The following is a 25,690-nucleotide window of genomic DNA, read 5'->3' on the forward strand; positions in this document are numbered from 1 at the left end:
GGTGTGAGCTCCACCTTCCGTTTATCGAAAGCCATATGACGCGCTGTCAGAGATCGGGTGACACGTGCTCGCGCTGCGGGAACAGTGCGCGATGAGCAACAAGTGCAGGATGAAGCCACCTGCCCGGAAGCAGACGTCGGATGTGTTGAAGGTCACCCCGGCACCCCGCGATAGGGTCGCCGCATGACCGATTCCCCTGCGGGCCCCGAGAGCCGGCCGTCACGCAAGCGGCTGCAGTACGGCGAGGGCCGCGAGGCCCTGCTGAACGCCGCCGTACGCGTGGTGGCGCGGGGCGGACTGCGCAAGCTCACCTACCGGGCCGTCGCGGAGGAGGCCGGCGTCACCCACGGTCTGGTCGTCCACCACTTCGGCTCGCGCGACGCGCTGATCGAGGAGGCCCTCGCCCACACGATCCGCACCTCGCTGAGCACCAGCGCCCTCGAACCGGGCACCGGCAAGGTCGCGGACTTCGCGACCGGCCTGTCCGAGATGGTCTCGGCGGACCCGGACACCCAGGTGTTCCAGTACGAGCTGCTGCTGGAGTCGCGCCGCAGGCCGGAGCTGCTGCCCCAGCTGCGCGCGCTCTACGACCAGTACTTCGACGCCACCCGGCGCGAGCTGGGCCGGATGCTGCCGGCCGGCGCGGACCGGGCGCTGACCCGGCTGGTCTTCGCCGCGCTCGACGGGCTCGTCCTGCACCAGCTGATATTCGGCGAGCCCGAGGTCACGGACTCCGCCGTGGAGGAGCTGCGCTCCCTGCTCCGACTCCTCGACGCCGACGGCGAGGCCCGCGCGTAACCCTTCCACCTGCTCTTTCCCGAGCCCCGGACGTCAGCCGTCCGGGGCTTTGCGCGTCGCGCGGCCAGAAAACCCACCGCACCCCCTTGCCAAACGGATAGTTCCCGCCCACGATGAGGCAACTCGTTTGACCTAAAACGAACTCCCATCCCTCCCCGTCCCCCGACAGGTGATCCGAGTGGACAGTCAGACGGCGGTCGCCCCGCACTCCGCGCACGATTCCTCCGCCACAGGCCGGCTCAAGCCCGACTCGCTCGGCGTCCTGGGCATCCTCTTCTTCGTCCTTTCCGCCCAGGCGCCGCTGACCGGCATCGCCGGCGCGGTCCCCATCGCCATCGCCATCGGCAACGGGGCCGGCGCCCCCGCCGCGTATCTCGCGGCCGGTGTGGTGGTCCTGCTCTTCTCCATCGGCTTCGTCGCCATGGGCCGCCATGTCGTGGACGCCGGCGCCTTCTACACCTACATCGGCAAGGGCCTCGGCCGCTCGACCGGCTCCGGCAGCGCCGGCGTCGCCCTCTTCGCCTACTGCGCCGTCCAGGCCGCCATGTACGGGCTCTACGGCGCCACCGTGAGCGGTCTGGTCGAGCACTACGCCGACGTGCACGTCGCGTGGTGGGTCTGGACGCTGGTCACCATGGTGATCGTCCAGATCCTGGGCGCCTCCGGCATCGAGATGGGCGCCAGGGTGCTGACCGTGTTCGTCCTCGCGGAGTTCAGCATCCTCATCGCCTTCGCGCTCGTCACCCTGTTCAAGGGCGGCGGCCCCGAGGGGCTCGGCCTCGGCGACAGCTTCTCCCCGCACGCCGCGCTGCAGGGCGCTCCCGGGGTGGCGCTGATGTTCGCCGTGGCGTCCATGTTCGGCTTCGAGGCCACCGCCATCTACGGCGAGGAGGCCCGGGAGCCGAAGAAGACGGTCCCGCGCGCCACCTATCTGTCGGTCGCGGTGGTCACCGGCTTCTTCGCCTTCACCTCCTGGATGCTGGTCTCCGCGCACGGCGCGTCACGCGTCACGGACGAGGCGGGCAAGGCACTGGCCTCCGGCGACGCCGCCTCCTTCGTCTTCGCCCCCATCACCGCCCAGTTCGGGTCCTGGGCGGGCGACGTACTGCCCATCCTGCTGGCGACCTCGCTGTTCGCGGGCATCCTGGCCTTCCACAACTCCGCCAACCGCTATCTGTTCTCGCTGGGCCGCGAGGGTCTGCTGCCGCACCGGCTGACCGCGCTCAACCGGCGCCACTCCCCCTGGGCGGCCGGCATCGTGCAGACGGTGATCGCGGTGGCGCTGGTGATGCCGTTCGCGGTCCTCGGCAAGGACCCGGTGCTGACGCTGTTCTCCTGGTTCAGCGGGGTCGCCGTACTGGCCGCCATGCTGCTGTACTTCCTGACCTCCGTCGCCGTGATCGTCTTCTTCCGCCGCTCGGGTGCCGACCGCCGGATCTGGAACACGGTGATCGCACCGGTGCTGGGTGCGCTCGGCATCGCCGCGACCATCTGGCTGATCGTCCAGAACTTCACCACGCTCATCGGCGGCGACTCGACCACCGCCCTCTGGCTCCAGCTCACCGTCCCGGCCGTGCTCGTCCTGGGGCTGATCGTGGCGCGGCTGACCCGGCGGCCTCCCCTCGCGGCGACCGCGCCCGCCACCGCCGCCGGACACGTCACCACCGCCGGACACGAGGAGGAGAACAGCTGATGCCGGCCCTCGCCCACGACGAGCTGCTGCGTCACGCCGAGGAGCTGACCCCGCCCACCCGGCACCACATCGACGGGCGGGAGGAGCCGGGCGGCGGGACCGCGTTCACCGTCGTCTCCCCCCGCGACGGCCGGGTGCTGGCCGAGGTCGCGGACGCCGGACAGGCCGAGGTGGACCTGGCCGTGGCCGCCGCCCGCCGGGCCTTCGACACCGGCCCCTGGCCGCGCCTCGCACCCGCCGACCGCGGCCGGATCCTGCTGCGCGTCGCCGACCTCCTCGAAGAGCGGCGCACCGAACTGGCGTTGACCGTCAGCCTGGAGATGGGCAAGCCGATCAGTGACGCGTACCGCATCGAACTGCGCGCCGCGATCAACACGTTCCGCTGGTACGGGCAGCTCGCCGACAAACTCACCGACGAGTCGCCCCACACCGCCCCCGACGCCCTGGCCCTGGTCACCCGGGAACCGGCCGGGGTCGTGGGCGCCGTGGTGCCGTGGAACTTCCCGCTGACGCTGGCGAGCTGGAAGGTGGCCCCGGCGCTCGCGGCGGGCTGCACGGTCGTCCTGAAGCCGTCCGAGAACTCACCGCTGTCGGCCCTGCTGCTCGGCCGGATCGCCACCGAGGCCGGACTGCCGCCGGGCGTGCTCAACGTGGTGACCGGGGACGGCCCGGTGGCCGGCCGGGCTATCGGGCTGCACCCGGACGTGGACGTGCTGGCCTTCACCGGCTCCACCGCCGTCGGCCGGCACTTCCTGCGCTACGCCGCCGACTCCAACCTCAAGCGGGTCTGGCTGGAGCTCGGCGGCAAGTCGCCCAACATCGTCCTGCCCGACGCCCCCGACCTGGAGCAGGCCGCCGCCACCGCCGCCTGGGGCATCTTCTTCAACCAGGGCGAGATGTGCACCGCCCCGTCCCGGCTGCTGGTGCACTCCTCCGTCGCCGAACGCGTCACCGAGGCGATCGTCCGGCAGGCCCGCGAGCTGCGGATCGGCGACCCTCTCGACCCGGCCACCGAGATGGGCGCCCTGGTCGGAGAGAGCCATCTGGAGCGGGTGCGGGACCACATCGCCACGGGCCTGGAGGAGGGCGCCCGCCTGGTCACGGGCGGCTCCCGCACCCTCCCCGCCACCGGCGGCACCTTCCTGGAACCGACCGTCTTCGACCGGGTCGGCCCCGGCATGCGGCTGGCCCGGGAGGAGATCTTCGGGCCGGTCCTGTCCGTCCTCGCCTTCGACGACCTGGACGAGGCGGTCCGGCTGGCCAACGCCACCGAGTACGGCCTCGCCGCCGGCCTGTGGACCTCCGACCTGTCCACCGCCCACCGGGTCTCCCGCGCGCTGAAGGCCGGCACGGTCTGGGTCAACTGCTACGAGGAGGGCGATCTGACCGTCCCGTTCGGCGGCATGAAGCAGTCGGGCAACGGCCGCGACAAGTCTGTGCACGCGATCGAGAAGTACACCGAACTGAAGACCACCTGGATCCAGCTGTGAGCCGTACGAGCAGCTCCACGCGACCTCTGATCGCCGTCCCCGCCCGCTTCTCCGCGACCACCTCCGCGCTGCGGTACGCCGCGGAGGTCACCGCCCGCGCCCTGATCGAGGCCGTCTGGCGGGCGGGCGGCGAACCGGCGACCGTCCACCCCTGCGCCGGTGAGCTGCCCGGGCGCCTCAACCGCTTCGACGGCGTGCTGCTCCCCGGCGGCGGCGACCTCGCCCCGTACCGCTACGGCGCCACCGACACCCACACCAGCGTCTACGACGTCGACGACACACAGGACGCCTTCGACCTCGACCTCGCCCGGCACGCCCTCGCCCTGGGCCTGCCGCTGCTGGCGATCTGCCGCGGCCTGCAGGTCGTGAACGTCGCCCTCGGCGGCACCCTGGAGCAGGACATGGGCGGCCCCGAGGGCGAGCACCGGCACATCGTGCACCCGGTGACGGTCCGGCGCGGCTCGCTGCTGGAGCAGGCGCTCGGCGCGGAGAAGGCCGAGGCGTCCTGCTATCACCACCAGCGGGTGGACCGCGTCGGCGCGGGCCTCACGGTCACGGCACGTGCCGCCGACGGCACCGTGGAGGGCCTCGAACTCCCGGGCGCCGCAGGGTGGTTCACCGCGGTCCAGTGGCACCCCGAGGACACCGCCCACGAGGACCCCGCACAACAGGGGCTCTTCGAGAGCCTCGTACGGGCCTGTGCAACAACACGTTAATCGACCGCACGTTCACGACAGAGCTCCTGCGGGTGGAGTGCGTATCGTCCTTTCCGGCCACAGCACGTGCACGGTTCCGGAACCGGCGTTCGCCCTCTCGCCTTCTCTCCCGCAGGAGTTGAAACGTGTCCCGCATCGTGAAGTCCGTCAAAGCCATGAACAGCGCCACCCGGCGCTCTCTGACGGTCGGCGCAGTCGCCGCCGGCATCGCCGCCACAACCGCGTTGGGCGCCTCCCCCGCCTCCGCCGAGACCTGGCACTACGGCAGCATCACCTGGTACAACCCGAGCGCCGGCGTCGGGGCGTGCGGTGAGTGGCACGGCGACAACGAGCTGGTGGCGGCGGTCTCCCCGCAGATGTACGGCAGCTACCCCAACCCCAACAACTCCCCCGTGTGCGGCAAGTACGTGATCGTCTATGCCGCGGGAGGGAAGGCCACCTGGGCAAAGATCGTCGACCGGTGTGCGAACTGCGGGCCGTACGACGTGGATCTCAGCCCGGCCGCGTTCGGCGTGCTCGCCGACCTCGGCGTCGGCAGGTTCAGCACGTACTGGGCCGACTACATCTGATCCATTCCCCTCTGCAGGCCCGGCCGGGTGTCCCCTCGGCCGGGCCTGTCCCGTCCGGTCACGCGGGTCCGCGCCGGAGCCGCCGGTACTCCGTGGGCGTGTGGCCGACCTGTCTGCGGAACACCGTGGTGAAGTGGCTGGCCGTGCTGAACCCGCACGAGCGGCCGATCCTGCCCACCGGTTCGTCACCCGTCTCCAGCAGCCGGCGCGCGGTCTCGATCCGCAGACCGGTGAGGAACTGATGGGGCGTCCGCCCGGTCGTCGCGGAGAACCGACGCAGGAAGTGGAACCGGCTCAGGGCGACCTGACGGGCCAGGTCGTCCAGGCCGATGCGGTCGGCGAGGTGGGCCCGCATGTACGCGACGACGGTGTCCAGCTCGCGCCGGCCGAGTGCGCCGGGGGCAGGGGCCGCCCCGTGCAGGGGCGCGAGGAGATGCGCCGCGAGGTACTCCGCAGCGGAGTCGGCGTAGAGCTGTCCCGCTCCCGCCTCGCGGGCCCGGAGCAGCGCGGCGGCCATGGTGAAGATCAGCGGATCCGGGGCCGGCGGCCTCTCCAGCGACCGGAGATCGACGGGCCGGCCGCCCGGCTCCTCGGCCGTGTGGCGCTCGAACACCTCGGCCGACAGGAGGATGTGCGCCATCTCCAGGGGGCCCGGCCCGAGCAGCCGGCAACGGACCGTGACCCGGGGGTGCCCGGGCGGGATCCGGCAGACGTCACCGGGCGCGCACGACACCGTGCGCCGCCGGCCGTCACCGGTGTCCGCGTCGAACAGGGCGGTACCCCGCAGATGCGCGACGATCCGGAACCCGTCCGAGGGCGGCTGCTCCCACTCGGCCACCTGTTGCGTCACCGTCACCCGTGCCACGCTCAACGCCCGCCAGGGGACCCCGAGTTCCTGCACGGGAGGCGGCGCCGAGGGGTCCTGGCGGGCAGTCGTCATCGCACGTCTCCTGGGACCGGGAACTCCCGCACGGGTCGGGGGCGGGGAGTTCGATCTACGGGCGGCACGAAGGTATGGGCCGGGTCGCGGGCCGAGTTGCCCGTCCGCGCCACAGATCATGCCCCGCGACGACGCCTCCTCGGCCCCAACCCGTGTTCCGCCCCGCGTGTCTAGCAGCGACAGGAATCACCGCAGGGGAGGAACCGCCATGAGCGTCACGCAGTCCACCGCCGATCCACAGCTCGGCGGTACCGTGACCATCCATCGGCTCGGCCCGCTGTGCGTCACCACCACCGAGTCCGGCCCCGTGGAGATCCCCCCGGCCGCCCACGCGATCGGCCGCTTCACGGCCGACGACCACATCACGGTGCTGCTCCAGGTCAGCGGCTGCGTCTTCCTCGACCAGAACGACCGGCGGACCCTGCTCGGGCCCGGCTGCCTCGCCTTCACCGACACCACCCGGCCCTACACCCTCATCCGCGGGGACGGCTCCCGCACCCACGCCTTCCGGTTACCGCCGCACTCGCTGGGGTTGCGCGAGGCCGACCGGCGGCGCATCGCCGAGGCGCCGGTCCCGCCCGACACCGAGACCGCCGCCCTGGTCGTCCCGTTCCTCTCCCGGCTCGCCGACCGGGCCGGCGGCTACGCACCGCACCTGCGCCCCCTGCTCGCCCGCAACGTCGCCGACCTGCTGGCCACCCTCGCCGCCGAGCGCCTGGCCCACGGCACCCCCCGCGCCGGCGCCGACCCCGCCGGCACCCTGCTGCGGCTGCGCATCAAGGGCTTCATCGAGGACCATCTCACCGATCCGGACCTCACCCCCCGCACGATCGCCGCCGCCCACCACATCTCCGTACGGCACGTCCACCGGCTCTTCCAGGCCGAGGGCACCACCGTCGGCCGCTGGATCCGGCACCGCCGGCTGGAGGCCTGCCGCCGCGCGCTCGGCCGCCCCGCCCGGGACGCCCCCGTGCTCACGGCCGTCGCCCACCGCTACGGCTTCACCAGCTACTCCCACTTCAGCCGAGCCTTCCGCGCCGCCTACGGCATGTCGCCCAGCGAGTGGCGCGGACGGCTCGGCGAGTGAGGCGGCCGGTCAGGTGTCGAGGCCGCCGCGCCTGACCAGTTGGCTCGCGATGACGTTGCGCTGGATCTCGTTGGTGCCCTCGCCGACGATCATCAACGGGGCGTCGCGGAAGTAGCGTTCGACGTCGAACTCGGTCGAGTAGCCGTAACCCCCGTGGATCCGGACGGCGTTGAGGGCGATCTGCATCGCCGTCTCGGAGGCGAACAGCTTGGCCATGCCGGCCTCCATGTCGACCCGGCGGCCCGCCTCCGCCTCCCGGGCGGCGTACAGGGTGAGCTGGCGGGCGGCGGTGAGGGACGTGGCCATGTCCGCGAGGTAGTTGCCGATCGACTGGTGGCGCCAGATCGGCTTGCCGAACGACTCGCGTTCCCGGGCGTAGGCGAGCGCGTCCTCCAGGGCCGCCCGGCCGACGCCCAGGGCGCGGGCGGCGACCTGGAGGCGGCCGGTCTCCAGTCCCTTCATCATCTGCGCGAACCCCTTGCCCTCGACCCCGCCGAGCAGGGCGTCGGCCGGGGCCCGGTAGTCCTCGAAGGACAGCTCGCAGCTCTCCACGCCCTTGTAGCCGAGCTTGGGCAGATCGCGGGAGACGGTGAGTCCCGGGCCGTGTTCGGCGAGCAGGATCGAGATGCCCCGGTGCGCGGGGGTGGCGTCGGGGTCGGTCTTGCAGAGCAGGGCGATCAGGCCGGAGCGCCGGGAGTTGGTGATCCAGGTCTTGGCGCCGTTGACCACGTATCCGTCGGGGAGCCTGCGGGCGACGGTGGTCATCGCCTGGAGGTCCGAGCCTCCCCCGGGCTCGGTCAGCGCCATCGTCGCGCGCAGCTCGCCGGTGGCCAGCCGCGGCAGATACCGCCGTTTCTGCTCCTCGGTGCCGAAGTGCAGCAGCAGCTTGGCGACGACCGTGTGGCCGCCCATCGCGCCGGCCAGGCTCATCCAGCCGCGCGCCAGTTCCTCGGTGACCAGCACATAGCAGGGGGTGGAGACGGGGGTGCCGCCGTACTCCTCGGGGACGGCGAGACCGAAGACACCGAGGTGTTTCATCCGCTCGATGAGGGCCTCGGGGTAGGTGTCCGTGTGCTCCAGCTCCCGGACGACCGGTTTCACGTCCTTGTCCACGAAGTCGCGGACCGTGCGGACGACGAACCGTTCGTCCTCGGACAGGATGTCCAGGGTGCTCATGCGGTGCCGCTCCTTGCCGGTGGGAGGCCGAGTTCGGCCAGGATGGCGTCGGTGTGCTCGCCCGCGGCCGGGACCGCGCCCATCCGGGGGACCACCCCGGCCAGGTCCACGGGCGGGACGAGGGACGGGACCGCGGCTCCGCCGGGCACCGTCACCTCCCGCCAGCGGTCCCGGGCGGCGAGCACGGGGTGGGCGAGGAAGTCGTGGACGTCGTTGACGTCGGCGTTGGCGATGCCCGCCGCGTCCAGCAGTTCCCGCACCTCGTGGCTGTCCGACGCGGCGAAACGCTCGGCGACGATCGCGTTCAGTTCGTCGCGGTGGGCGACCCGGGCCGGGCCGGTCGCGAAGCGGGGGTCGTCGGTCAGACCGGGGTCTCCCAGGAACCGCTCGCACAGGGCGGCCCATTCGCGTTCGTTCTGGATGGAGAACAGGACGTCCTTGCCGTCGGCGGCCGTGTAGGCGCCGTAGGGGGCGATGGTGGCGTGCTGGGTGCCGACGCGCGGGGGCTGGGTGCCGCCGAAGCGCGTGTAGTGGGCGGGCTGCCCCATCCACTCGGCGAGCGCCTCGAACAGCGAGACCTCGACGGCCCGGGCGACCCCGGTGGTGGCCCGGGTGAACAGGGCGGTGAGGATGCCCGAGTAGGCGTACATGCCGCAGGCGATGTCGGCGATGGAGATGCCCACCCGGGCGGGTTCCGCGGGGCCTCCGGTGAGCGAGACCAGGCCGGTCTGGCACTGCACCAGCAGGTCGTACGCCTTGCGGTCGGCCCAGGGGCCGTCGGAGCCGTAGCCGGTGATGGAGCACGGGATCAGTGCGGGGAAGCGCGCGCGCAGCGCCTCCGCCCCGAGGTCCATCCGGGCGGCGGCTCCCGGGGCCAGGTTCTGGACGAACACGTCGGCCCGGCCCAGCAGCCGCTCCAGCGCCTCCCGGCCGTGGTCCGTCTTGAGGTCGAGGGTCAGGGACTCCTTGGACCGGTTGAGCCACACGAAGTAGCTGGACTCGCCGTGCACGGTCGTGTCGTAGCGGCGGGCGAAGTCGCCGCCGCCGGGGCGTTCCACCTTGATCACGCGGGCGCCCAGGTCGGCCAGCTGGCGGGTGGCGAACGGGGCGGCGACCGCCTGTTCGAGGCTGACGACGGTGATGCCGGCGAGCGGCAGCGGGGCTTCGGGCGGCTCGGTCATACCGACATCATGGGTGCTCATGGGAGGCGCGGTGAAATAGTAAATTCTGATGGCACCATGCCGGTCGGGGATGACGCCGGTCGGGGATGACGGGAGAGCGATGGACCTCAAGCAGCTCAAGGCGCTCGTCACGGTCGCCGAGGTGGGCAGTGTCACCCGGGCCGCCGAGCTGCTGCACCTGGTGCAGCCGGCCGTGACCCGGCAGATCCGCACCCTGGAGGAGGAGCTCGGCGTCGCGCTCTTCGAGCGGACCCGGCAGGGCATGCGGCCCACCGAGGCCGGGACGGTGATGGTGGAGCGCGCCCGGCGGGCGCTGAACGAGCTGGAGCGGGCCCGCGTCGAGGTGCAGCCCGCGCCCGGCGCGGTGACCGGCATTGTGACCGCCGGTCTGCTGGAGAGCACGGCGGACCTGCTGGCCGAGCCCCTGGTGTCGGCCCTGGCCCAGGAGCATCCCGGCGTCGAACTGCGGCTGATGACGGGCTACTCCGGGCATCTCCAGCGCTGGCTGGACGACGGCGACCTGGATCTGACGCTGCTCTACAACCTGGACAGCACGCCCTCGCTGAACGCCCGTCCGCTGGTCCGGGAGCGCCTGTGGGTGGTCGCTCCCCCGGCGGCCGGACTGCGGGCCGACCGTCCGGTGCCGTTCGCCGAGGTGGCGGCCCGTCCGCTGGTCATGCCGGCGTCCGGTCATGCGCTGCGGGCGCTGATCGACGCCGCGGCGGGACGGGCCCGGGCCGCCATGGACGTGGCCGTGCAGACCAACTCCCTGCGGGTGCAGAAACAGCTGGTCCTCGCCGGGCACGGCTGGACCGTCCTGCCGGGCGTCGGCATCGCCGAGGACGTGGCGCACGGCACCCTGAGCGCCGCGCCGCTGTGCGAGCCGGAGGTGTGGCGCTCGATCGTGCTCGCGACTCCCCGGGCGGGCCGGACACCGCCCGCCGTCCAGGTCGTCGCCCGGGAACTGGTCCGGCGGATCGAGGCGGCGGTCGGGCGCGGCAGCTGGCCGTCCGCCCGGCCCGCCCATGCGGACTGAGCATGGAGAGATCACGCTTTTCTATTGTTCAAGCCTTGTCATCACCGCCCATGATGAGCGGCATGAGTCAGACCCTCTCCCCCGCACCGCCCTCCTGGCAGGAGGACGTCTTCACCGCGCTGAAGAAGTACGACGTCCGGCAGATCGCCTACGTCCCCGACGCCGGCCACTCCCACACCCTCCGCGAGGCACGGCGCGACCCCGCGATCCACGATGTGGTGCTGACCACAGAAGAGGAGGGGGTCGCCGTGGCCGCCGGGGCCTGGCTGGGCGGGCAGCGGGCCGTGCTGCTGATGCAGAGCAGCGGTGTCGGAAACTGCGTCAACATGCTCTCCCTGCCGGCGATGTGCCGGTTCCCCTTCCTGACGCTGGTGACCATGCGCGGCGAGTACGCCGAGTTCAACCCGTGGCAGGGCCCCATGGGCCGCACCACCCGGCAGGCGCTGGAACTGATGGGCGTCACCGTGCTGCGGGCCGACCGTCCCGAGGAGGTCGCGGAGACCGTCGAGGCGGCGCTGGACGCGGTGTTCGGGGCGGGCGAACGGGTCGCCGTGCTGCTCGGACAGAAGCTGATCGGCCGCAAGAAGTGGGAGCGCGACTGATGACCACGACCTCGACCACGGCATCCCTGCCCCGGCTCGACCGCCGCCGTTTCGTCGCCGACCTGATCGGCCGGCTGCCCGAGGACACCCTGATCGTCACCGGCCTCGGCTCCCCGGCCTACGACGTGTTCGCCGCCGGAGACCGACCCGGGAACTTCTATCTGTGGGGCGCGATGGGCGCCGCCGCCCCGCTCGCCCTCGGCCTGGCCCTCGCCCGGCCCGACCGCCCGGTCGTGGCGGTCACCGGGGACGGCGAACACCTCATGGGCATCGGAGCCCTCGCCACCATCGGCGCACAGCTCCCGCCGAACCTGACGCTCGTGGTCCTCGACAACGCCCACTTCGGCGAGACCGGCATGCAGCCCAGCCACACCGGTCTGGGCACCGACCCGGTCGCCGTGGCGCGCGGCTTCGGCATCCGGGACGCCGTGCGGATCACCGACCCCGCGCAGGCCGAGGACCTCGCCGACCGCATCGCGGCGCGCTCGGGGACGACGTACGCCCAGGTCCTCATCACCACCGACGAGCCGCCGCGCGCCCTGCCGCCCCGGGACGGTGTCGCCAACAAGAATTCCTTCCGCGCCGCACTCGGCCTGCCGGCCTTCTGACCCGAAAGGCACACCGCATGTCCCTCGCCTCCCACGTGGAGTCCTGGCATCCCGGGCCGGTCACGGACGAGGACGCCCTGCCCCCCGGTCCGGCCGCGGCGCTGTCGGCGCTGCTGGACCTTCCCGGGCCCGCCGCGGCCTGCGGTGAGCCGCTGCCGCCGCTGTGGCAGTGGCTGTACTTCCTGCACTGGCCGGCGCAACGGGCCCTCGGCCCGGACGGGCATCTGCGCGACGGCCGCTTCCTGCCGCCCCTCCCGGACCGGCGGCGGATGTTCGCGGGGGGCCGCTGCGAGATCGGCGAGCCGCTGCGGCTCGGTGAACCGGCCGAACGCGTCAGCAGCCTGACCGCGGTGACGCCCAAGCGGGGGCGCAGCGGCGAGCTGCTGTTCGTCACCGAACGCCAGGAGTTCCGCCAGCACGGACGGGTCTGCCTGGTCGAGGAACAGGACATCGTGTACCGGTCGGGGGACGGCCCGCCGCCGAGCCACCCGGCCGCGGTCGACGGCACGGCCGTACCGGAGCCGGAGGGCCCGTGGCACACCCGGCTGCGCCCGGAGGAGACCCTGCTGTTCCGGTTCAGCGCGCTGACCGCCAACGCCCATCGCATCCACTACGACACCCCGTACTGCCGTGACGTCGAGGGCTACCCCGGTCTCGTCGTGCACGGTCCGCTGCTGGCGCTGCTCATGCTGGAGCTGGTGCGCCGGGACGCCCCGGAGCGGCGGGTGCGGTCGCTGTCGTACCGGCTGCACCGGCCGGCGTTCGCGGGCGAGCACCTCCTCGCCGACGGCACCCCCGACGGCGACCGTGCCCGGCTGCGCGTCGCAACCCACCGCGAGGCCCGGCACGCCGACGCCGAGGTGACCTTCGTCTAGCGCGTCCGGGCTCGCCGCCCTCGTGAGCCAATCGCGGGGAGGACGGGCGAGGTGGGCGTCATGACGAGCGAGTGGCTGCTGCGGTTGCGGCCGGACGGGCCGAGGTCGCCGCCGCCTGCGGGGCCGAGCACGCGCTGGTGCTGTCGGCCTGCGTCCTGGAGGTGTGGGTGCGGGCGAGCCGGACGAGCTCGCGGCGGACGTCGGGCGTCGGCTGCCGAAGTCCCGCACGACGCGCCCGCGTTCACCGAGGAGATCTTCGGGCCGGTCGCGCCCGTGGCGACGTACGAGACGGTCGAGGAGGCCCTTGAGATCGTCAACTCCTCGGAGTACGGCCTGTCGGTGTCCGTGCTCACGCGGGACGTGTTCGGCGCGCTGGAACTCGCCGAGCGCATCGAGTCCGGGGCCGTGCACACCAACGACCAGACCGTGGACGACGAGGGGGCGGCGCCAACCTCGACTCGTTCACCGAGGTGCAGTGGGTGACGGCGCAGTCGAGGATCGAGCGGTATCCGTTCTGAGGGACCCGTCCGCAGGGCGCCGCGGGCGTCGGCCCGCGGCGCTGCTCAGACCAGTCCGGCGAGGAACGGCGCGAGGGTACGGGTGAGCGTGTTGTGCGCTTCCGCCGCGAACAGCGGATCGAGGTGGTTCATCCCTTCGTCGGTCCGGTAAGTGGCGTACGGGATACGGGAGTCGGCCACCACCCGGCGGGCGGACGACACGATCGTGCCCTTGGCGTAGCTCGTCTCGAAGACGTACAGCGGGGTGTCCAGACCCGTGCCGTGCCGCAGCCGCAGTCCGAGGGAGCGGGCCAGGTCGGTGTCGGCGTAGGCGTCGGTGACGTCGAGGTCCACCGACAGCCGAGCCGGCCAGTACCACTCCCACACGGCCGGTGCGGGCCCGCCCGCGTACGCCTCCGCGACCCGGCCGAGCGGCGTGATGCCCTCGTCGACCCAGCCGCGCACCCCGTCGCTCCCGCTCTCCCCGAGGTGTCCGGAGTGCACGCTGATGTCGTTCGGCCAGCCGAATCCGGCGTCCACCAGGACGCCCAGCAGGGCCGCGTTGGTGACCGGGACCGAGGGGCGCAGGGCATCGGGCATCCGGGGCTGCAGGACCGAGCGGCCGTCCGGGTCGTGGTGCGCGTACCAGCCGGCGAGCTGGTACCAGATCTGGGTGGACTCGGCGCGGGATCCCAGCCCGACCCCGCTGAGGGTGAGGTCGAAGACGGCGCCGCCGTCGATCGCCGCGAGCCGTTCCCGCACCTCGTCGGGCGAGTCGAGCACCGGCGCCCCGGTGCCGTCGAACGCCCCGCGCACCCCGCCGTCGACCAGGACCAGTCCGGCGAGGCCCCGATGGCCGGGGCGGCCGTCGAAGTCCCAGGCCGCGTACGCCATCGTCGTCGTCGCGCCCCAGGAGTGGCCGCCGAGGACCACCCGGCGCCGACCGCCGCAGGACGCGGCCCGCACGACGGTGTCCAGGTCCTCCAGGGTGCGGGCCAGGCCCCAGCGGGCGGCGAAGCCGGAGGCGGCGGGGTCCTGCGAGCGGTAGTGGCCGTCCAGGTAGTACGCGGCCGGGTCGGCGCCCGCGAACCCGGAGCGGTCGGCCAGGTTCTCCTCGCGCCGGTCGAACGCCCACACCTGGACGCCGGGCACGGCGGCGACGAGATCGCGGGCGAGCAGCCGGAAGTCGCCCGCGGCGCCGAACATGCCCGGGACCATCACCAGCACCGTGGGCGCGGCGTCGGAACCGACCTTCAGCACCCGCACCCGGTCCGTCCCGGCCGGACCGCCCCCGGCGCCCACGGCGAACGGTACGTACGGCTCCCGGGCGCCCGCTGCGGCGTACGGCTTCGCGATGGCCGGGCCGGCCACCACCGGTGCCAGGGCGAGCCCGCCGGCCACCCCGCCGAGCAGCGCCCTGCGCGAGATGCCGCGGCTCACGCGGCACACCCGCCCACGCGCCGGGTGCTCAGCGCCACGTCGTCCATGCGGAGGTCGTACGAGGTGGGCGTGGGGTCGGCCTGGTAGAGCTGCCAGCCCAGCTTGAGCCGGTCGAAGGCGGGGAACACGAAGTCGCCGGCCGTGCCGCCGTGCTCCTCGGTGGAGACGGTGAGCTCGGGCCGCTCGACGCCGTCCAGGTAGACGGTGACGCGGTTGTCGGTGGCGTCCAGGTGGAATTCCAGGCACTGCCACCGGCCGGCGGCGGCCGGGGCGGAGGTCTTCCAGGCGGTCCAGTCCCCGGTCGGCCCGAGGTCGGAGCCGACGCCCCAGAAGTTGGCCTTCTCGGTGGGGACGTACTGGCCGCCGAGGGGGCGTACGAGGGTGGGACCGTCGGAGCCGGAGGCCTCCGCGAGGGTCCAGTGGGCCCAGTCGGGGGCGGTGGGGAAGGCGTCCACCCGCAGCCGCAGTCTGGCCCAGAAGCTGTTGCCGGCGGGGGCGAGGTCGTCCACGGCGAGGAAGGCGCGGCCGTTGCCCTCGGTGTGCAGCCGCAGTTCCCGGCCGTGTCCGGTGGCGCCGGGTGCGACGGTCAGCGAGCCGTGGGAGGTGTCGGAGGTCCAGCCGCGGCCGGCGGTGACCGGGCCGAGGGGGAGGCGGTCGAAGTTCTCCCGGAACAGGGTGCCGGGGGTGATGGGGGTGGTGGGGGTGGTGGGGGTGGCCGAGGCGGTGGGGGGTGTCACGAGCAGCGCGGCGGACGTTGCTAACAGCGCGGCTGCGAACTTCCTCATGCGTGTCATGGCGCCCAGTCTGCAACACCCGTCACAGCGGTCACACAGCAGGTGCCTCGGCCGGTCACCCCGGCCGGTCGCCCAACAGCACTCCCCCGCAGGCGGGTTGGGGAACAGCCGGAACGGCGGCGGCCGGTTTGCGGATGAGCAGCAGCGCCGCGTCGTCGTGCAGCCTGCCGCCCACGTGCGCCAGCAGTTCGTCGTGCAGGGCGTCGAGGGTGCGGGCGGGCTCGTCGGTGACATGGCGGGCCAGTCCCTCGACGAGCGGATAGAACTCCCGCCCGTGGTCGCGGGCCTCGGTCACCCCGTCGGTGTAGAGCAGCAACTGGTCGCCGTCGTGGAAGGGGAGCACCTGGAGGGTGGGGGTCTCGCCGGACAGGGCGCGCAGGCCCAGGGGCGGGGCGGGGTGCGTGGGTTCGACGGGGGTGACGGTCCCGGAGGCGCCGACCAGGAGCGGCGGGGCGTGTCCGCAGTTCGCCACTTCCAGCTCGCCGTCGCGCGGGTGGCCGGCGACCACGGCGGTCACGAAGTCGTCGTGGCCGAGGTTGCGCGCGAGGCTCCGCTCGATGCGGTCGACGACGGCGAGGAGGTCGGGTTCGTCGTGGGCGGCCTCGCGGAAGACGCCGAGCACCAGCGCGGCCGTGCCGACGGCCGGCAGTCCCTTGCCGCGCACGTCGCCGACGAGCAGCCGGACCCCGTACGGGGTGGAGACCAGGGCGTAGAGATCCCCGCCGATCCGGGCCTCGGCGGCGGCCGCGCTGTAGCGGACGGCCACCTGGAACGGGCCGACGGTCTCCGGCACCGGCAGCAGCAGCGCGTGCTGGGCGGCCTCCGCCACCGAGCGGACGGCCGCGAGGACCCGCTCCCGGCGCCCGCGCAGGGCGCTGGCCAGCCCGCTCGCCAGGGTGACGGCCGCCAGGGCGGACAGCACGGCGGCCAGCTCCCGGGCCTGGACGCCGTCCCGGACGCCGAGCACTCCGCCGAGCACGCCGGCCAGCAGACCGACGTACAGGACACCGCGCGGGCCGTTGGTGGTGGCGGCCAGCGCGGGGCCGGCCGCGAGCAGGGGCAGCCAGGTCATCCCGGCACCGCCGACGACGTCGATGAGGATCACGCCGAGGACGATCAGCACGGGCAGGACGGGTCCCGCCACCACATGCCTGAACAGGTGCGTCGGCCCGTGGTCGGCGCCACGGTGTCGGGCCTGGTTCATGTCGTGTCCGCAGTCCTCGTCTGTACGCCGGAATGTCCGTTTCATATAGGAAAACGGGTTCGACTGCGATGCCACAAGGCAGGGGATTTCAGATAGTGAGCGACAGGCCCCTGGTCACCCGGTTCGCGGTCGGGATCAGCCGGTCCCGGATCTCCTGGAGCCGCGGGAGCCGGTCGGCCGGCAGGGAGACGCCGAGCGAGCCGAGGATGTCGCCGCTGTAGACGGGGACGGCGACGCAGACCGTGCCGAGGGCGTACTCCTCCAGGTCCGTGACGGCCGGGGCCACGGGTGAGGCGTCCAGCTGCCGCAGCAGCTCAGGGGTGCTGGTGATCGTCCTCGGGGTGAGATCGGCGAGTTGGTGGCGGGAGAGGTAGTCCTTGCGGGCCTCCTCGTCCATCTCCCGCAGCACGGACTTGCCCAGCGCCGTCGCGTGTCCGGCGTCCTCGAAGCCCACCCAGAGGTCGACGCGGGGTGTCCGGGGGCCGTCGACGATCTCGGCGACGCGGATCTCGCCCTCCTCGTAGAAGGTGAGGTAGGCGGCGCTCGCCAGCTCGTCCCGCAGGGCGGCGAGGGTGGGCCGGACCCGGCTGAGCAGGGCCTGTCCCCGGCCCGAGGTGTGCAGGGTGCGCAGTTTGTCGCCCAGGATGAAGCCGCCGTCCTCCAGTTTGCGCACGTATCCGTCGTGGACCAGCGTGCGCAGCAGGTGGTAGGCGGTGGCCAGGGGCAGCCCCGTCTCCCGCGCCAGCTGTTTCGCCGGCGCGCCGTTCTCGTGCGCGCTCACCGCCTCCAGCAGCCGGAAGGCCCGCTGCACGGACGTGATGAGGGTGGGGCCGTCCTGCCCAGCCATAGGACCAGCGTGCGCCGGGCGCGGGCGGCAGGCAAGGCGTGCGCCCCGGCCCTACGGAACGAACGTGCGCCGCCTGGCGTGGGCCGCCCTCAGGTCGGCCGTCGCCCGGTGGGCGTCCGCGGTGAGGTGCGGGGAGCGCCAGGACGCGGCGGTACGGGCGGCGAGGGCGTAGTGCTCGGCGGCGGACCGGTCGTCGCCGAGGAGGCGGTGGAGATCGCCGAGGGCGTGGGCGACGGGACGGGTCGCGTACGCCGTGCCGGCCGCGCCCGCGAGCTGCTCGCGGAACGGCAGCATCCGTTCGATCAGCGCGGCGGCGGTGGCGTGGTCGTCCTGGAGGACGGCAAGCTGGGAGCGGTAGTCGAGTTCGAGGCCGTAGAGGTGGTCGGTCACCGGTTCGGCCGGGAAGCGCACCTCGCTCGCCTCGTCCGGTCGGCCGAGGCGGGTGAGGACGAGGGCGAGCAGGACCCCCACGGAGGGGCCCGCGAACTCGTACACCGCGCGGATCATCCGTTCGACCTCGGCGATCCGGCCCTGGGCGAGCCGGACGGTGATCAGGCCGAGGGTGCGCAGGCCCGTGGCGTGGTGCGCGCCGACCCGCTGGAGCAGTCCGTCGGCCTCGGCGTAGCCGGCCTCGGCGGCGTCGAAGCGGCCGGCGACGGCGGCCAGCATGGCCGAGGACGCGGCGCCCAGGCCCTGCGCCCAGAGCATCCGGTAGCGGCGGGCGAGGGCCAGCCCGTCGGCGGTGCGGCGGCGGACCGTCTCGGGATCGTTGCGGGCGGCGGCGGTCATGCCGTCGAGGTGTTCGCAGATCCAGCGGTAGGCGGGCAGGTCATGGGCGTGGGCGAGGTCGCGCAGTTCGGCGACGAGCGGGGTGCGGTCGGTGCCCTGCGCCTCGTGCGGGAGCAGCCGGGCCGAGGTCATCAGCGCGGCGGCGAGGAGGCGGGGGTCGCCGCCCGCGCGGGCCAGCCGCAGCTGGGTGCGGGCCGCGTCCAGCGCGCGGGGTGCGTCCTCGGCGGCCACCGCGTCGACGAGGACCTGGAGCACCCGGGCGCGGGTCGCGTCGTCCAGGCCCGGATCGGCGGCGAGCCGGTCCAGCCGGGCCAGCGAGGTACGGTCGTACGGCCCCTCCAGCCGGCTGCGCCACGGGGAGGGCTCGGTCCAGGCGCCGTAGACCGCCGCGGCCAGGTCGCCCCGGTCGGCCTGCTCGGCCAGTTCGACGGCCCGCAGCCGGGTACGCCGGGCCGCGTCGGTGGAGCCGGCCCGGATCTGCGCCCCGAGCAGCCGCACCAGCAGGCCCACGGTGCGGTCGAGCCGCCCGCGGGGGTCGCGTACGGCGGTGGTGTGCACGTCGATCGCCTGCTGGAGCAGGTCGACGGCGATGTCATGGGCGTAGCGCCGCTCGGCGACCTCGGCGGCCCGCAGGGCGTAGTCGACGGCGAGGGGCGCGTCGGCGGGGCTGGCGGAGCGGGCGAAGTGGTGGGCGAGGGCGGCGAGGTCGTCGGGGCCGTGGCGGCGCAGGACGCGGGCGATACGGCCGTGCAGCCGGGCGCGCCGGACCCCGGACAGGTCGGTGTAGACGGTGTCGCGGACCAGCGCGTGCACGAACCGCACCCGGCCCGGTCCCGGCTCGGTGAGCAGGTCGGCGGCGAGGGCGGCGTCCAGCCCCTCCAGCACCTCGTCCTCGTCGGCGTCGGCCGCGTCGAGCAGCAGCGCCACCTCGGCCTCCAGTCCCACGGCCGCGGTGAGCCGTACGGCGGCGCGGGCGCCCTCGGGCAGCAGGGCCAGTCGGCGGCGCAGCACGTCCCGGACGCCCTGGGGCACCTCCGACACGGCGACCAGGGCGCCCTCGCCGGCGAGCAGCCGGGCGCTCTCCAGGACGTAGAAGGGGTTGCCGCCGGTGCGCTCGGCGAGGGCGGCCACGGTGCTCGCGTCGACGGGTTCGCCGCAGACGGCGTGCACCACGGTGGCGACGTCGGCCGGGGGCAGCCCGCGCAGCGCGATCCGGTGCGGGGCGCCGGGGGCGAGCTGGGCGAGGGTCTTGACCAGGTGCTCGCCCACCTCGGCGGGGCGGTAGCTGGCGACGGTGAGCAGCGGGACGCCGGTCACGGCGGCCGCGGCTTCGAGCAGGGCGAGGGTCTCGCCGTCGGCGCGGTGCAGGTCCTCCAGGACCACGGCGAGCGGGGCGGCGCCGGCGGCGGCCCGCAGCCAGGCGGCGAACGCGCGGTGCATACGGAAGCGTCCGGCGGTCGCCTCGTCGCGGGTCGCGGCGGCGGTGCTCGCCGGCTCGCGCAGCAGCACGTCGAGTTCGGCGGGCCGGGCCGGGGGCAGGTCCCGGGCCAGCGCGCCGAGCGCCTCCACCCAGGCCCAGGCGGGCGGCGCGCCCTCGTACTCGGGGCACCGCCCGACGACCACGGCCCACCCGTCCCCCCTCAGCCGCCGGACGAACCGCTCCAGCAACGCCGACTTCCCGGCCCCGGCCTCCCCACTCACCAGCACCACCCCTCCCCCGCCCCGGGCACTCCGGGCAGCGGCGTCCAGGGCGAGCAGCTCACGGGTACGCCCGACGAAGGGGGTACCCGCCGGGCGGGGGTCGGTGGAATGAGGGGCGGAGTACGAGGCGGCGGACACGACACCGCCCACCTCGGCGAGAGCGGTCAGAGACACGCCGGGCGCGGGGGTGGACGACGTGGGTACCGGGCCGGTCGCGGGCGCCCCGGGCGCCACCGGCGCGGGCAGCATGGGCGCGGGTGCCCCGTGCACCGGGCCGGGCGCGGGCAACACCCGTGCGGGCAGCGTGCGTTCGGCCGGGGCGGGGGTGGGCGGCGTGGGGGCGGACTCGTGCAGGAGGTCCAAGCGCTGGGTCAGGACCGCCTGTTCCAGTGCGGTGAGGGCCGGGCCCGGGGTGCAGCCCAGTTCCTCGCGCAGGACGTGGGACGCGCGGCGCAGGGTGGAGAGGGCGTCGGCCTGGCGGCCCAGGGCCCAGTGGGCGAGGGCGAGCAGCCGCCAGCCCTCCTCGCGCAACGGGTTCTCGCGGACGAGGACTTCGGCCGCCGGAACCGCCTCGGGGGCGCGGCCGGTGCGCAGATCGGCCGCGGCGGCGAGTTCACGGGCCTCGGCGCGCAGTTCCGTCAGTCGCGCGACCTCCGACGCGGCCCAGCTCTCGTCCGCGTGTTCCGCGTAGGCGGGCCCCTGCCACCAGCCGAGGGCCTCGGCGAGCAGGGCGCGGGCCTCCTCGGCCGGCGCCCGGCGGGCCCGGCGCACCGACGCCTCGAAGCGCCAGGCGTCCACGGCGTCCTGGGGAAGCCGCAGGGAGTAGCCGGGCGGGGCGGTGACGAGGACGGTCGCCGGGGTGCGGGGCGGCCGTCCGGGCTCCAGGGTGCGGCGCAGGTGGGAGACGTAGGTGTGCAGGGACACCGTGGCCTTGGCGGGCGGTTCCCCGCGCCACAGCGCGTCCGTCATGCGGTCCACCGGTACGACGGTGCCGCGGGCCGCCGTCAGCAGCGCCAGCACGGCCCGCTGCCGGGGCGCGCCCAGCCCGACCGGTGTGCCCCCGACCTCGGCACCCAGCGAACCCAGGACTCGAATACGCAGCACGCCGCGGGAATCTACCCGAGCCGCCGCCCGATCCCGTCAACAGACGATAAACGCGCCAAGTGGACGCCAAGCAGTCACCAAGCGGGGGCGGGACCCTGGGAGACCGTTGCCGGTACCCGAGTGTTGGAGCTCCCGAGCGTGTCCCCCAGCAGTACGACTGACGAACTTCCCCCGGCCGAGCGGCCGTACACCCACGAGATGGTCGTGGTCCACCGTGTCTTCCGCCGTGAGTCGGCGCTGCTGCCCCGGCTGGTGCGGGCGGTGCCCGACGGCGGCACGGCCCGCGCTGCGCAGGTCGCCGGGCATCTGCGCGAGTACGTGGACGGCCTGCACCACCACCACGCGCTGGAGGACGAACTGGTCTGGCCGCTGCTGCACGCCCGGGTCGCCCGGGACGGCGAACTCGTCGACCGGATGGAGGAGCAGCACCGGCGCATCGACGGCACCCTGAAGGCGGTCGGCGAGTGGGCGCCCGTCTGGGAGCGGGCGGCGGACCGCATCGCGGGCGAGGAACTCGCCCTGGCCCTGGACGCCCACCGCGCCGTACTGCTGGAACACCTCGACGACGAGGAGCGGTCGGTGCTCCCGCTGGTCGCCGCGCATCTGTCGGTCGCCGAGTGGGATCTGGTGGGCACGCGCGGTCTGGAGCGCATACCGAGGAACAAGTTGTTCATCGCTCTGGGCGCGCTGCTGGAGGAAGCGACGCCGGAGGAACGGCGGTTCTTCCTCGGCAAGGCCCCGCTGCTCGGCCGGCTGCTGTGGGCGGCGGTCGGCAGACGCCAGTACGATGCCGCCGTCCGGGTCATCCGCGGCCCGCTGGAAGGGCGGTAGGGACATGGCCGTACTCGACTCCGCCCCGCTCGACGTCCTGGACGCCTACCGCACCTGCGAGTTCGTCACGCTGGCCAAGGACGGCACGCCGCTGGTCTGGCCGACGGCGGTACGGCGGCGCCCGGACGGGACGCTGTTGCTGTCCACGTCCCTGGCGTTCGCGCAGAAGGCCCTGAACATCCGCCGCGACGGCCGGGTGGCCCTGCTCTTCTCCGATCCGACCGGCAGCGGTCTCGACTCCGCGCCCGAGGTGTTCGTCGGCGGCCGGGCCGAGTGCCCGGACGAGATCAGGACGGGTCCGCAGGGCGCCGAGGACTACTGGCGGATGCTCTTCGAGCGGCAGCCGCACAGCCGCGCGTACGTCTCGGTGCCGTTGCGCCGGATGATGGCCTGGTACTACCTGCGGCTGCTGATCACGGTCACGCCGGAACAGGTGGTCGTCCGCGAGCCGTTCGTCCCCTCGGGCACCCCTGTCGGCGGTGGCGGCGGTCTCCTGGGCGCCGATCGGCTCGCCCGCTATTCGAGCGCGGTGCTGGCGGCGCGGGACGCCTCCGGGGCACCGGTGCTGGCCCGGACCCGGCCCGTCCCGGCGGACGGCGGTTTCGCCGTGCCGGTCCCGGCCGACTGCGCCGCCTCCCCGGGCCCCGCCTCGCTGCTCGTGCACCGGCACGACGAGAAGATCAACCGCATGCAGAACGCCTTGGTGCGCGGTGAGTTGAGGAGGGCCGGGGAGTCCTGGCTGCTGGTGCCGGAGCGGGTGGTGGAGCCGATGGGTTCGGGGCGCCCCACCGACGCCTTCAAGGTCCTCGGCCACACCGGGCGCGCCACCGCCCGCTATCTGGAGCGGCGCGGGCTGACGCGACCAGCGGTCCAGTGGGCGGAGTTCAGGGCGTTGGTGGCGCAGGTCAAGGGCCGCTGACGCGCACGAGGCCGGCGACATGGGCGGTGACCATGTCGAGGACGTCCGTCCCGGCGGCCGCGTCACCGAGGACCAGGTAGTTGAGGGTGAGCCCGTCGGTCAGGGCGGCCAGATAGCGGGCCAGGACCGGGACGGGGACGCCGAGTTCGAGGTCCATGCTCCGGCACAGCTCCCCGATGAGCTCGGCGTACGCCTCCTCGTAGAGCTCGTACTGCCGGCGTGCCAGATGGGCGAAGCCGGGCTCGCGCAGGGCGTACTGGGTGAGTTCGTAGGTCAGCATGTGTGCGTCGGGGTGGGCGCGGACGTGGTCCCAGTAGGCCTGGAACCCGGCCCGGACCGTCTCCCCCAGGGTGGCCCTGGGCAGGAGTGCCTCCTTCACGACGCTCACCGAGTGGGCGGTGAGCGTCGTGATGACGGACTCGACGAGGGCCTGCTTGGAGTCGAAGCAGTAGTGGAAGACGCTCAGGGACACGCCGGCCTCGGCGGCGATGGACCGGGTGGTCGTCCTGGGGACGCCGTCCCGGGCCATCGCCCTGATCGCCGCTTCCGTCAACTGCCTGCGCCGCTGCGCCGACGGCATGCGCGCCATCCGTGTCCCCCGAGTGTCGTGTGCTGTGCGGCTAGGCGCTGTGGACGCCCACCTCGTACAGCGAGTATCCCCAGTCGGTGCCACGGTCCAGACCGTGGACCCGGACGTAGCGGGCGGGTGTGCCGGTGAACTTGGCCGTGTCCAGGCCGCCGTCGCCGGAGGTGGTGGACCAGGCGGTCGTCCAGGTGGTGCCGTCCGTGGAGAGCTCGATGCGGTACGACTTGCCGTAGGCGCGCTCCCAGTCGAGGGTGACGCGGGAGACTCGGTTGGTGGAGCCCAGGTCGACCTGCCAGTACTGGTCGTCGCTCCAGTCGCTGGCCCAGCGGGTTCCGTCGTCGCCGTCCACGGCCCGGCCGGGCTGGTAGCTGGTGAACGGGTTGGACTCGGACGAACTGGCCGTGGCGGTCTGCCCCTGGGCGAGGTTGACGGACGCCTGGTGCTGTTCGGTCGCCCCCCAGGTGTCCAGGTAGGTCTCGGCGCCCCGGAAGAGGTCGTCGACCACGTCCTGCCCGCCGACCTTGCGGATGTCCTCGATCCAGTCGGGGATCATGCCGACCTGGGCGGCGCCGTCGGTGTTGAAGTCGAAGGTGCGGGAGCCGGTGGTCTGCTTGTCGATGACCGAGCCGCCGTCGACGCTCTTGAAGGGGTACGTCACCTTGTTCGCGGCGTCGGCGCCGCGCGGGGCGGGGTGGTCGCCGATGCCGTTGAAGTCGGTGCCGAAGCCGTACCCGACGCCGTACTCGTCGCGCAGCGCCTCGGTGCGCTTCGCCTCGGTGACGAAGTCCGTGGAGCCGTGCATGTACTGGGCGACGAACCCGCCGAGGGAGTAGACCCGTTCGGTCCAGTTGAGGTCCATCCAGCTGTGCGAGGAGAGCACGCCCGAGTAGCCGGCGGCCTCGAAGATGTCCAGGGCCTGGCCGGTGGCCTTGACGCTCATGTGGTCGATCTCGAGCATCATCTTGCGCTTCATCATCCCGCGCACGGCGTACTCGCCGAGGGAGGTGAGTCCGCGGGTGTTGCACTGGGCGTTCTCGTCGTAGTCCGGGACCTCGGTGCCGGCCGGCAGGTCGGCCTCGGCGTCGGAGGCGGCGGTGCCGATGGGGTTGTCGTGCATCGCGGTGGTGCACTTCTCGGTCTGCCAGAAGGTGCCGGTGGACAGGAACTGCCCGACGTTGATGGCCGTGCCGAGGCCGCCCTCGTCGAAGCGGACGCCGCACAGCGCGTTGTCGAACTTGTGGCACAGGAACATGCTGCGCACACCGAGGGAGTACAGCTCGTCGAGGCCCTTGTCGATGTCGGCCTTGCTGCACTGCGCGATGTCGAAGATCTGCTTGCAGCCGAACGGCTCGGAGGTCTCGACGCCCAGGATCACGGCCAGCTTGCCCGCCTTGATCACCTCACGGGCCTGCGCGCTGTCGGTGACGATCCGGAACCAGCCCTTGCCGGTGCCGCCGTACATCGCGTCGACGTAGGCCTGGAGGTCGTACGTCAGCTTCGCCTGCAGCCGGATCGAGGTCATCTCGTCACAGCTGCGGTCCTTGAAGGGGTAGACGGAGCAGATCATGCCGTTGGTGACGAGGTCGTTGACCAGCACCCGCTGTCCACCGCGCCAGGCGCGCTCCACCCAGGCGTAGTAGTTCGCCTGGTGGGTCATCGAGTCGTACGCCGGCCAGTCCGCGAACGTCGGCCAGCCGACCGGGTCGTGCTTGCCGTCGCCGCCGTGGGTGATGTAGTCGAAGAGCGCGAGCGTGCCGTCGGGGTAGTGCTCGGGACAGTCCTTGAGCGCGTCGGCGACACCGGACGTGGAGAACACCTTGCCGCAGATCAGCCGGCCGCCGAAGGCCTCGTTGGAGAACAGGTGGTTGTGCGCGTCGACGAAACCGCGCACCTCCCCGGCGGAGTTGGTGCCGGTGAAGGGCTCACCGGTCACATTGATCTGGGAGTCCGGGGACGGCCGGGAGGTGGGCGTCCACCAGTCGGTCCCGGCCGCCGAACTCTGCGCGGGGCCGAGGATCGAGGCCAGGACGAGAAGGAGCAGCGAGACGACGGTGATGTCTCGGCGTCTGCGGTACGGGCGTCCGCTCATGGTCACAGCCCACGTCCCTCGGTCGGCGGGTCGCGCGGTCGACGAGGGCGCTTTGACCGCCCTTGGTGTTGTCATGACCGACGCAAGATAGTGCGATGAGAATGCGGACTGACGCCTT

Annotated in this window: 23 protein-coding genes; 13 read left to right on the top strand and 10 right to left on the bottom strand. The window is 73.2% G+C overall.

Annotated elements, in window-relative coordinates; translation table 11 throughout:
* Positions 1 to 183 precede the first annotated feature (183 nt).
* The 5 genes from ABZ464_RS26360 (at position 184) to ABZ464_RS26380 (ending at position 5,266) form a co-directional block, all read left to right on the top strand.
* Positions 184 to 798 (top strand): TetR family transcriptional regulator, encoded by a 615-nt coding sequence (locus ABZ464_RS26360; RefSeq protein WP_359280328.1) that lies wholly within the window; start codon positions 184 to 186, stop codon positions 796 to 798.
* Between the two features lie 178 nt (positions 799 to 976).
* The gene (locus ABZ464_RS26365; protein WP_359280330.1) at positions 977 to 2,491 is read left to right on the top strand and encodes an APC family permease; all 1,515 of its coding nucleotides are present in this window, start codon (positions 977 to 979) and stop codon (positions 2,489 to 2,491) included.
* Entirely contained in the window at positions 2,491 to 3,981 is a 1,491-nt protein-coding gene (locus ABZ464_RS26370; RefSeq protein WP_359280331.1) for an aldehyde dehydrogenase, read from the top strand. Before ABZ464_RS26365 ends, ABZ464_RS26370 begins: the two co-directional genes overlap by 1 nt.
* Positions 3,978 to 4,697, top strand: coding sequence for a gamma-glutamyl-gamma-aminobutyrate hydrolase family protein (locus ABZ464_RS26375; protein ID WP_359280332.1), 720 nt, complete (start codon positions 3,978 to 3,980; stop codon positions 4,695 to 4,697). The genes ABZ464_RS26370 and ABZ464_RS26375 overlap by 4 nt, the downstream gene beginning before the upstream one ends.
* Before the next feature lie 125 nt (positions 4,698 to 4,822).
* A complete protein-coding gene (locus tag ABZ464_RS26380) occupies positions 4,823 to 5,266 on the top strand; it encodes an RlpA-like double-psi beta-barrel domain-containing protein (RefSeq protein ID WP_359280333.1) in 444 nt (147 codons plus the stop codon).
* Between the two features lie 58 nt (positions 5,267 to 5,324).
* Here the strand turns inward: ABZ464_RS26380 and ABZ464_RS26385 are convergent, their stop codons facing one another.
* The gene (locus tag ABZ464_RS26385) at positions 5,325 to 6,206 is read right to left on the bottom strand and encodes a helix-turn-helix domain-containing protein (RefSeq protein ID WP_359280334.1); all 882 of its coding nucleotides are present in this window, start codon (positions 6,204 to 6,206) and stop codon (positions 5,325 to 5,327) included.
* Between the two features lie 208 nt (positions 6,207 to 6,414).
* Here ABZ464_RS26385 and ABZ464_RS26390 point away from each other — a divergent pair, with 208 nt between their 5' ends.
* A complete protein-coding gene (locus ABZ464_RS26390) occupies positions 6,415 to 7,293 on the top strand; it encodes a helix-turn-helix domain-containing protein (protein WP_359280335.1) in 879 nt (292 codons plus the stop codon).
* A 9-nt stretch (positions 7,294 to 7,302) separates the two neighbouring features.
* Here ABZ464_RS26390 and ABZ464_RS26395 read toward each other — a convergent pair whose 3' ends face one another.
* Together ABZ464_RS26395 and ABZ464_RS26400 are read right to left on the bottom strand one after the other, a co-directional pair.
* The gene (locus tag ABZ464_RS26395; protein WP_359280336.1) at positions 7,303 to 8,469 is read right to left on the bottom strand and encodes an acyl-CoA dehydrogenase family protein; all 1,167 of its coding nucleotides are present in this window, start codon (positions 8,467 to 8,469) and stop codon (positions 7,303 to 7,305) included.
* Positions 8,466 to 9,650 (bottom strand): CaiB/BaiF CoA-transferase family protein, encoded by a 1,185-nt coding sequence (locus ABZ464_RS26400; protein ID WP_359280337.1) that lies wholly within the window; start codon positions 9,648 to 9,650, stop codon positions 8,466 to 8,468. The genes ABZ464_RS26395 and ABZ464_RS26400 overlap by 4 nt, the downstream gene beginning before the upstream one ends.
* Positions 9,651 to 9,750: 100 nt before the next feature.
* Between ABZ464_RS26400 and ABZ464_RS26405 the strand changes: the two genes are divergently transcribed.
* The 5 genes from ABZ464_RS26405 to ABZ464_RS26425 all read left to right on the top strand — a co-directional run bounded on the left by ABZ464_RS26405 (position 9,751) and on the right by ABZ464_RS26425 (position 13,254).
* The gene (locus ABZ464_RS26405) at positions 9,751 to 10,686 is read left to right on the top strand and encodes a LysR family transcriptional regulator (protein WP_359280338.1); all 936 of its coding nucleotides are present in this window, start codon (positions 9,751 to 9,753) and stop codon (positions 10,684 to 10,686) included.
* Between the two features lie 62 nt (positions 10,687 to 10,748).
* On the top strand, positions 10,749 to 11,288 hold the full coding sequence (locus tag ABZ464_RS26410; protein ID WP_359280339.1) for a phosphonopyruvate decarboxylase: 540 nt from the start codon (positions 10,749 to 10,751) through the stop codon (positions 11,286 to 11,288).
* On the top strand, positions 11,288 to 11,896 hold the full coding sequence (locus ABZ464_RS26415) for a thiamine pyrophosphate-dependent enzyme (RefSeq protein ID WP_359280340.1): 609 nt from the start codon (positions 11,288 to 11,290) through the stop codon (positions 11,894 to 11,896). The genes ABZ464_RS26410 and ABZ464_RS26415 overlap by 1 nt, the downstream gene beginning before the upstream one ends.
* Before the next feature lie 17 nt (positions 11,897 to 11,913).
* Positions 11,914 to 12,771: a hypothetical protein gene (locus ABZ464_RS26420; protein WP_359280342.1), complete on the top strand. Its 858-nt coding sequence runs from the start codon at positions 11,914 to 11,916 to the stop codon at positions 12,769 to 12,771.
* Positions 12,772 to 12,831: 60 nt separating this feature from the next.
* The gene (locus tag ABZ464_RS26425; RefSeq protein WP_359280343.1) at positions 12,832 to 13,254 is read left to right on the top strand and encodes an aldehyde dehydrogenase family protein; all 423 of its coding nucleotides are present in this window, start codon (positions 12,832 to 12,834) and stop codon (positions 13,252 to 13,254) included.
* Positions 13,255 to 13,334: 80 nt separating this feature from the next.
* Here the strand turns inward: ABZ464_RS26425 and ABZ464_RS26430 are convergent, their stop codons facing one another.
* From ABZ464_RS26430 to ABZ464_RS26450, 5 genes are all read right to left on the bottom strand, one after another.
* Entirely contained in the window at positions 13,335 to 14,708 is a 1,374-nt protein-coding gene (locus tag ABZ464_RS26430) for an alpha/beta hydrolase (protein ID WP_359280345.1), read from the bottom strand.
* Complete coding sequence (locus ABZ464_RS26435; protein ID WP_359280347.1) at positions 14,705 to 15,502, bottom strand: hypothetical protein; 798 nt, start codon at positions 15,500 to 15,502, stop codon at positions 14,705 to 14,707. Before ABZ464_RS26435 ends, ABZ464_RS26430 begins: the two co-directional genes overlap by 4 nt.
* 55 nt (positions 15,503 to 15,557) lie before the next feature.
* The gene (locus ABZ464_RS26440) at positions 15,558 to 16,706 is read right to left on the bottom strand and encodes a PP2C family protein-serine/threonine phosphatase (RefSeq protein WP_359280349.1); all 1,149 of its coding nucleotides are present in this window, start codon (positions 16,704 to 16,706) and stop codon (positions 15,558 to 15,560) included.
* Between the two features lie 88 nt (positions 16,707 to 16,794).
* Positions 16,795 to 17,553 carry an IclR family transcriptional regulator gene (locus ABZ464_RS26445; protein WP_359280351.1) on the bottom strand — a complete coding sequence of 253 codons (759 nt, stop codon included), beginning with the start codon at positions 17,551 to 17,553 and terminating at the stop codon, positions 16,795 to 16,797.
* A 51-nt stretch (positions 17,554 to 17,604) separates the two neighbouring features.
* The gene (locus ABZ464_RS26450) at positions 17,605 to 21,147 is read right to left on the bottom strand and encodes a BTAD domain-containing putative transcriptional regulator (RefSeq protein ID WP_359280352.1); all 3,543 of its coding nucleotides are present in this window, start codon (positions 21,145 to 21,147) and stop codon (positions 17,605 to 17,607) included.
* A gap of 138 nt (positions 21,148 to 21,285) precedes the next feature.
* Here ABZ464_RS26450 and ABZ464_RS26455 point away from each other — a divergent pair, with 138 nt between their 5' ends.
* Both ABZ464_RS26455 and ABZ464_RS26460 read left to right on the top strand, forming a co-directional pair.
* Positions 21,286 to 21,978: a hemerythrin domain-containing protein gene (locus tag ABZ464_RS26455; protein WP_359280354.1), complete on the top strand. Its 693-nt coding sequence runs from the start codon at positions 21,286 to 21,288 to the stop codon at positions 21,976 to 21,978.
* A 4-nt stretch (positions 21,979 to 21,982) separates the two neighbouring features.
* Positions 21,983 to 22,897 carry a pyridoxamine 5'-phosphate oxidase family protein gene (locus tag ABZ464_RS26460; protein WP_359280356.1) on the top strand — a complete coding sequence of 305 codons (915 nt, stop codon included), beginning with the start codon at positions 21,983 to 21,985 and terminating at the stop codon, positions 22,895 to 22,897.
* Here ABZ464_RS26460 and ABZ464_RS26465 read toward each other — a convergent pair.
* Both ABZ464_RS26465 and ABZ464_RS26470 read right to left on the bottom strand, forming a co-directional pair.
* Entirely contained in the window at positions 22,884 to 23,486 is a 603-nt protein-coding gene (locus tag ABZ464_RS26465; protein WP_359280358.1) for a TetR/AcrR family transcriptional regulator, read from the bottom strand. The genes ABZ464_RS26460 and ABZ464_RS26465 overlap by 14 nt on opposite strands.
* Before the next feature lie 31 nt (positions 23,487 to 23,517).
* Positions 23,518 to 25,572: a discoidin domain-containing protein gene (locus tag ABZ464_RS26470; RefSeq protein WP_359280360.1), complete on the bottom strand. Its 2,055-nt coding sequence runs from the start codon at positions 25,570 to 25,572 to the stop codon at positions 23,518 to 23,520.
* Positions 25,573 to 25,690: the final 118 nt, after the last annotated feature.

The sequence above is a fragment of the Streptomyces sp. NPDC005820 genome (genome assembly GCF_040630255.1).
In the GTDB taxonomy this organism is placed as follows: Bacteria; Actinomycetota; Actinomycetes; order Streptomycetales; family Streptomycetaceae; genus Streptomyces.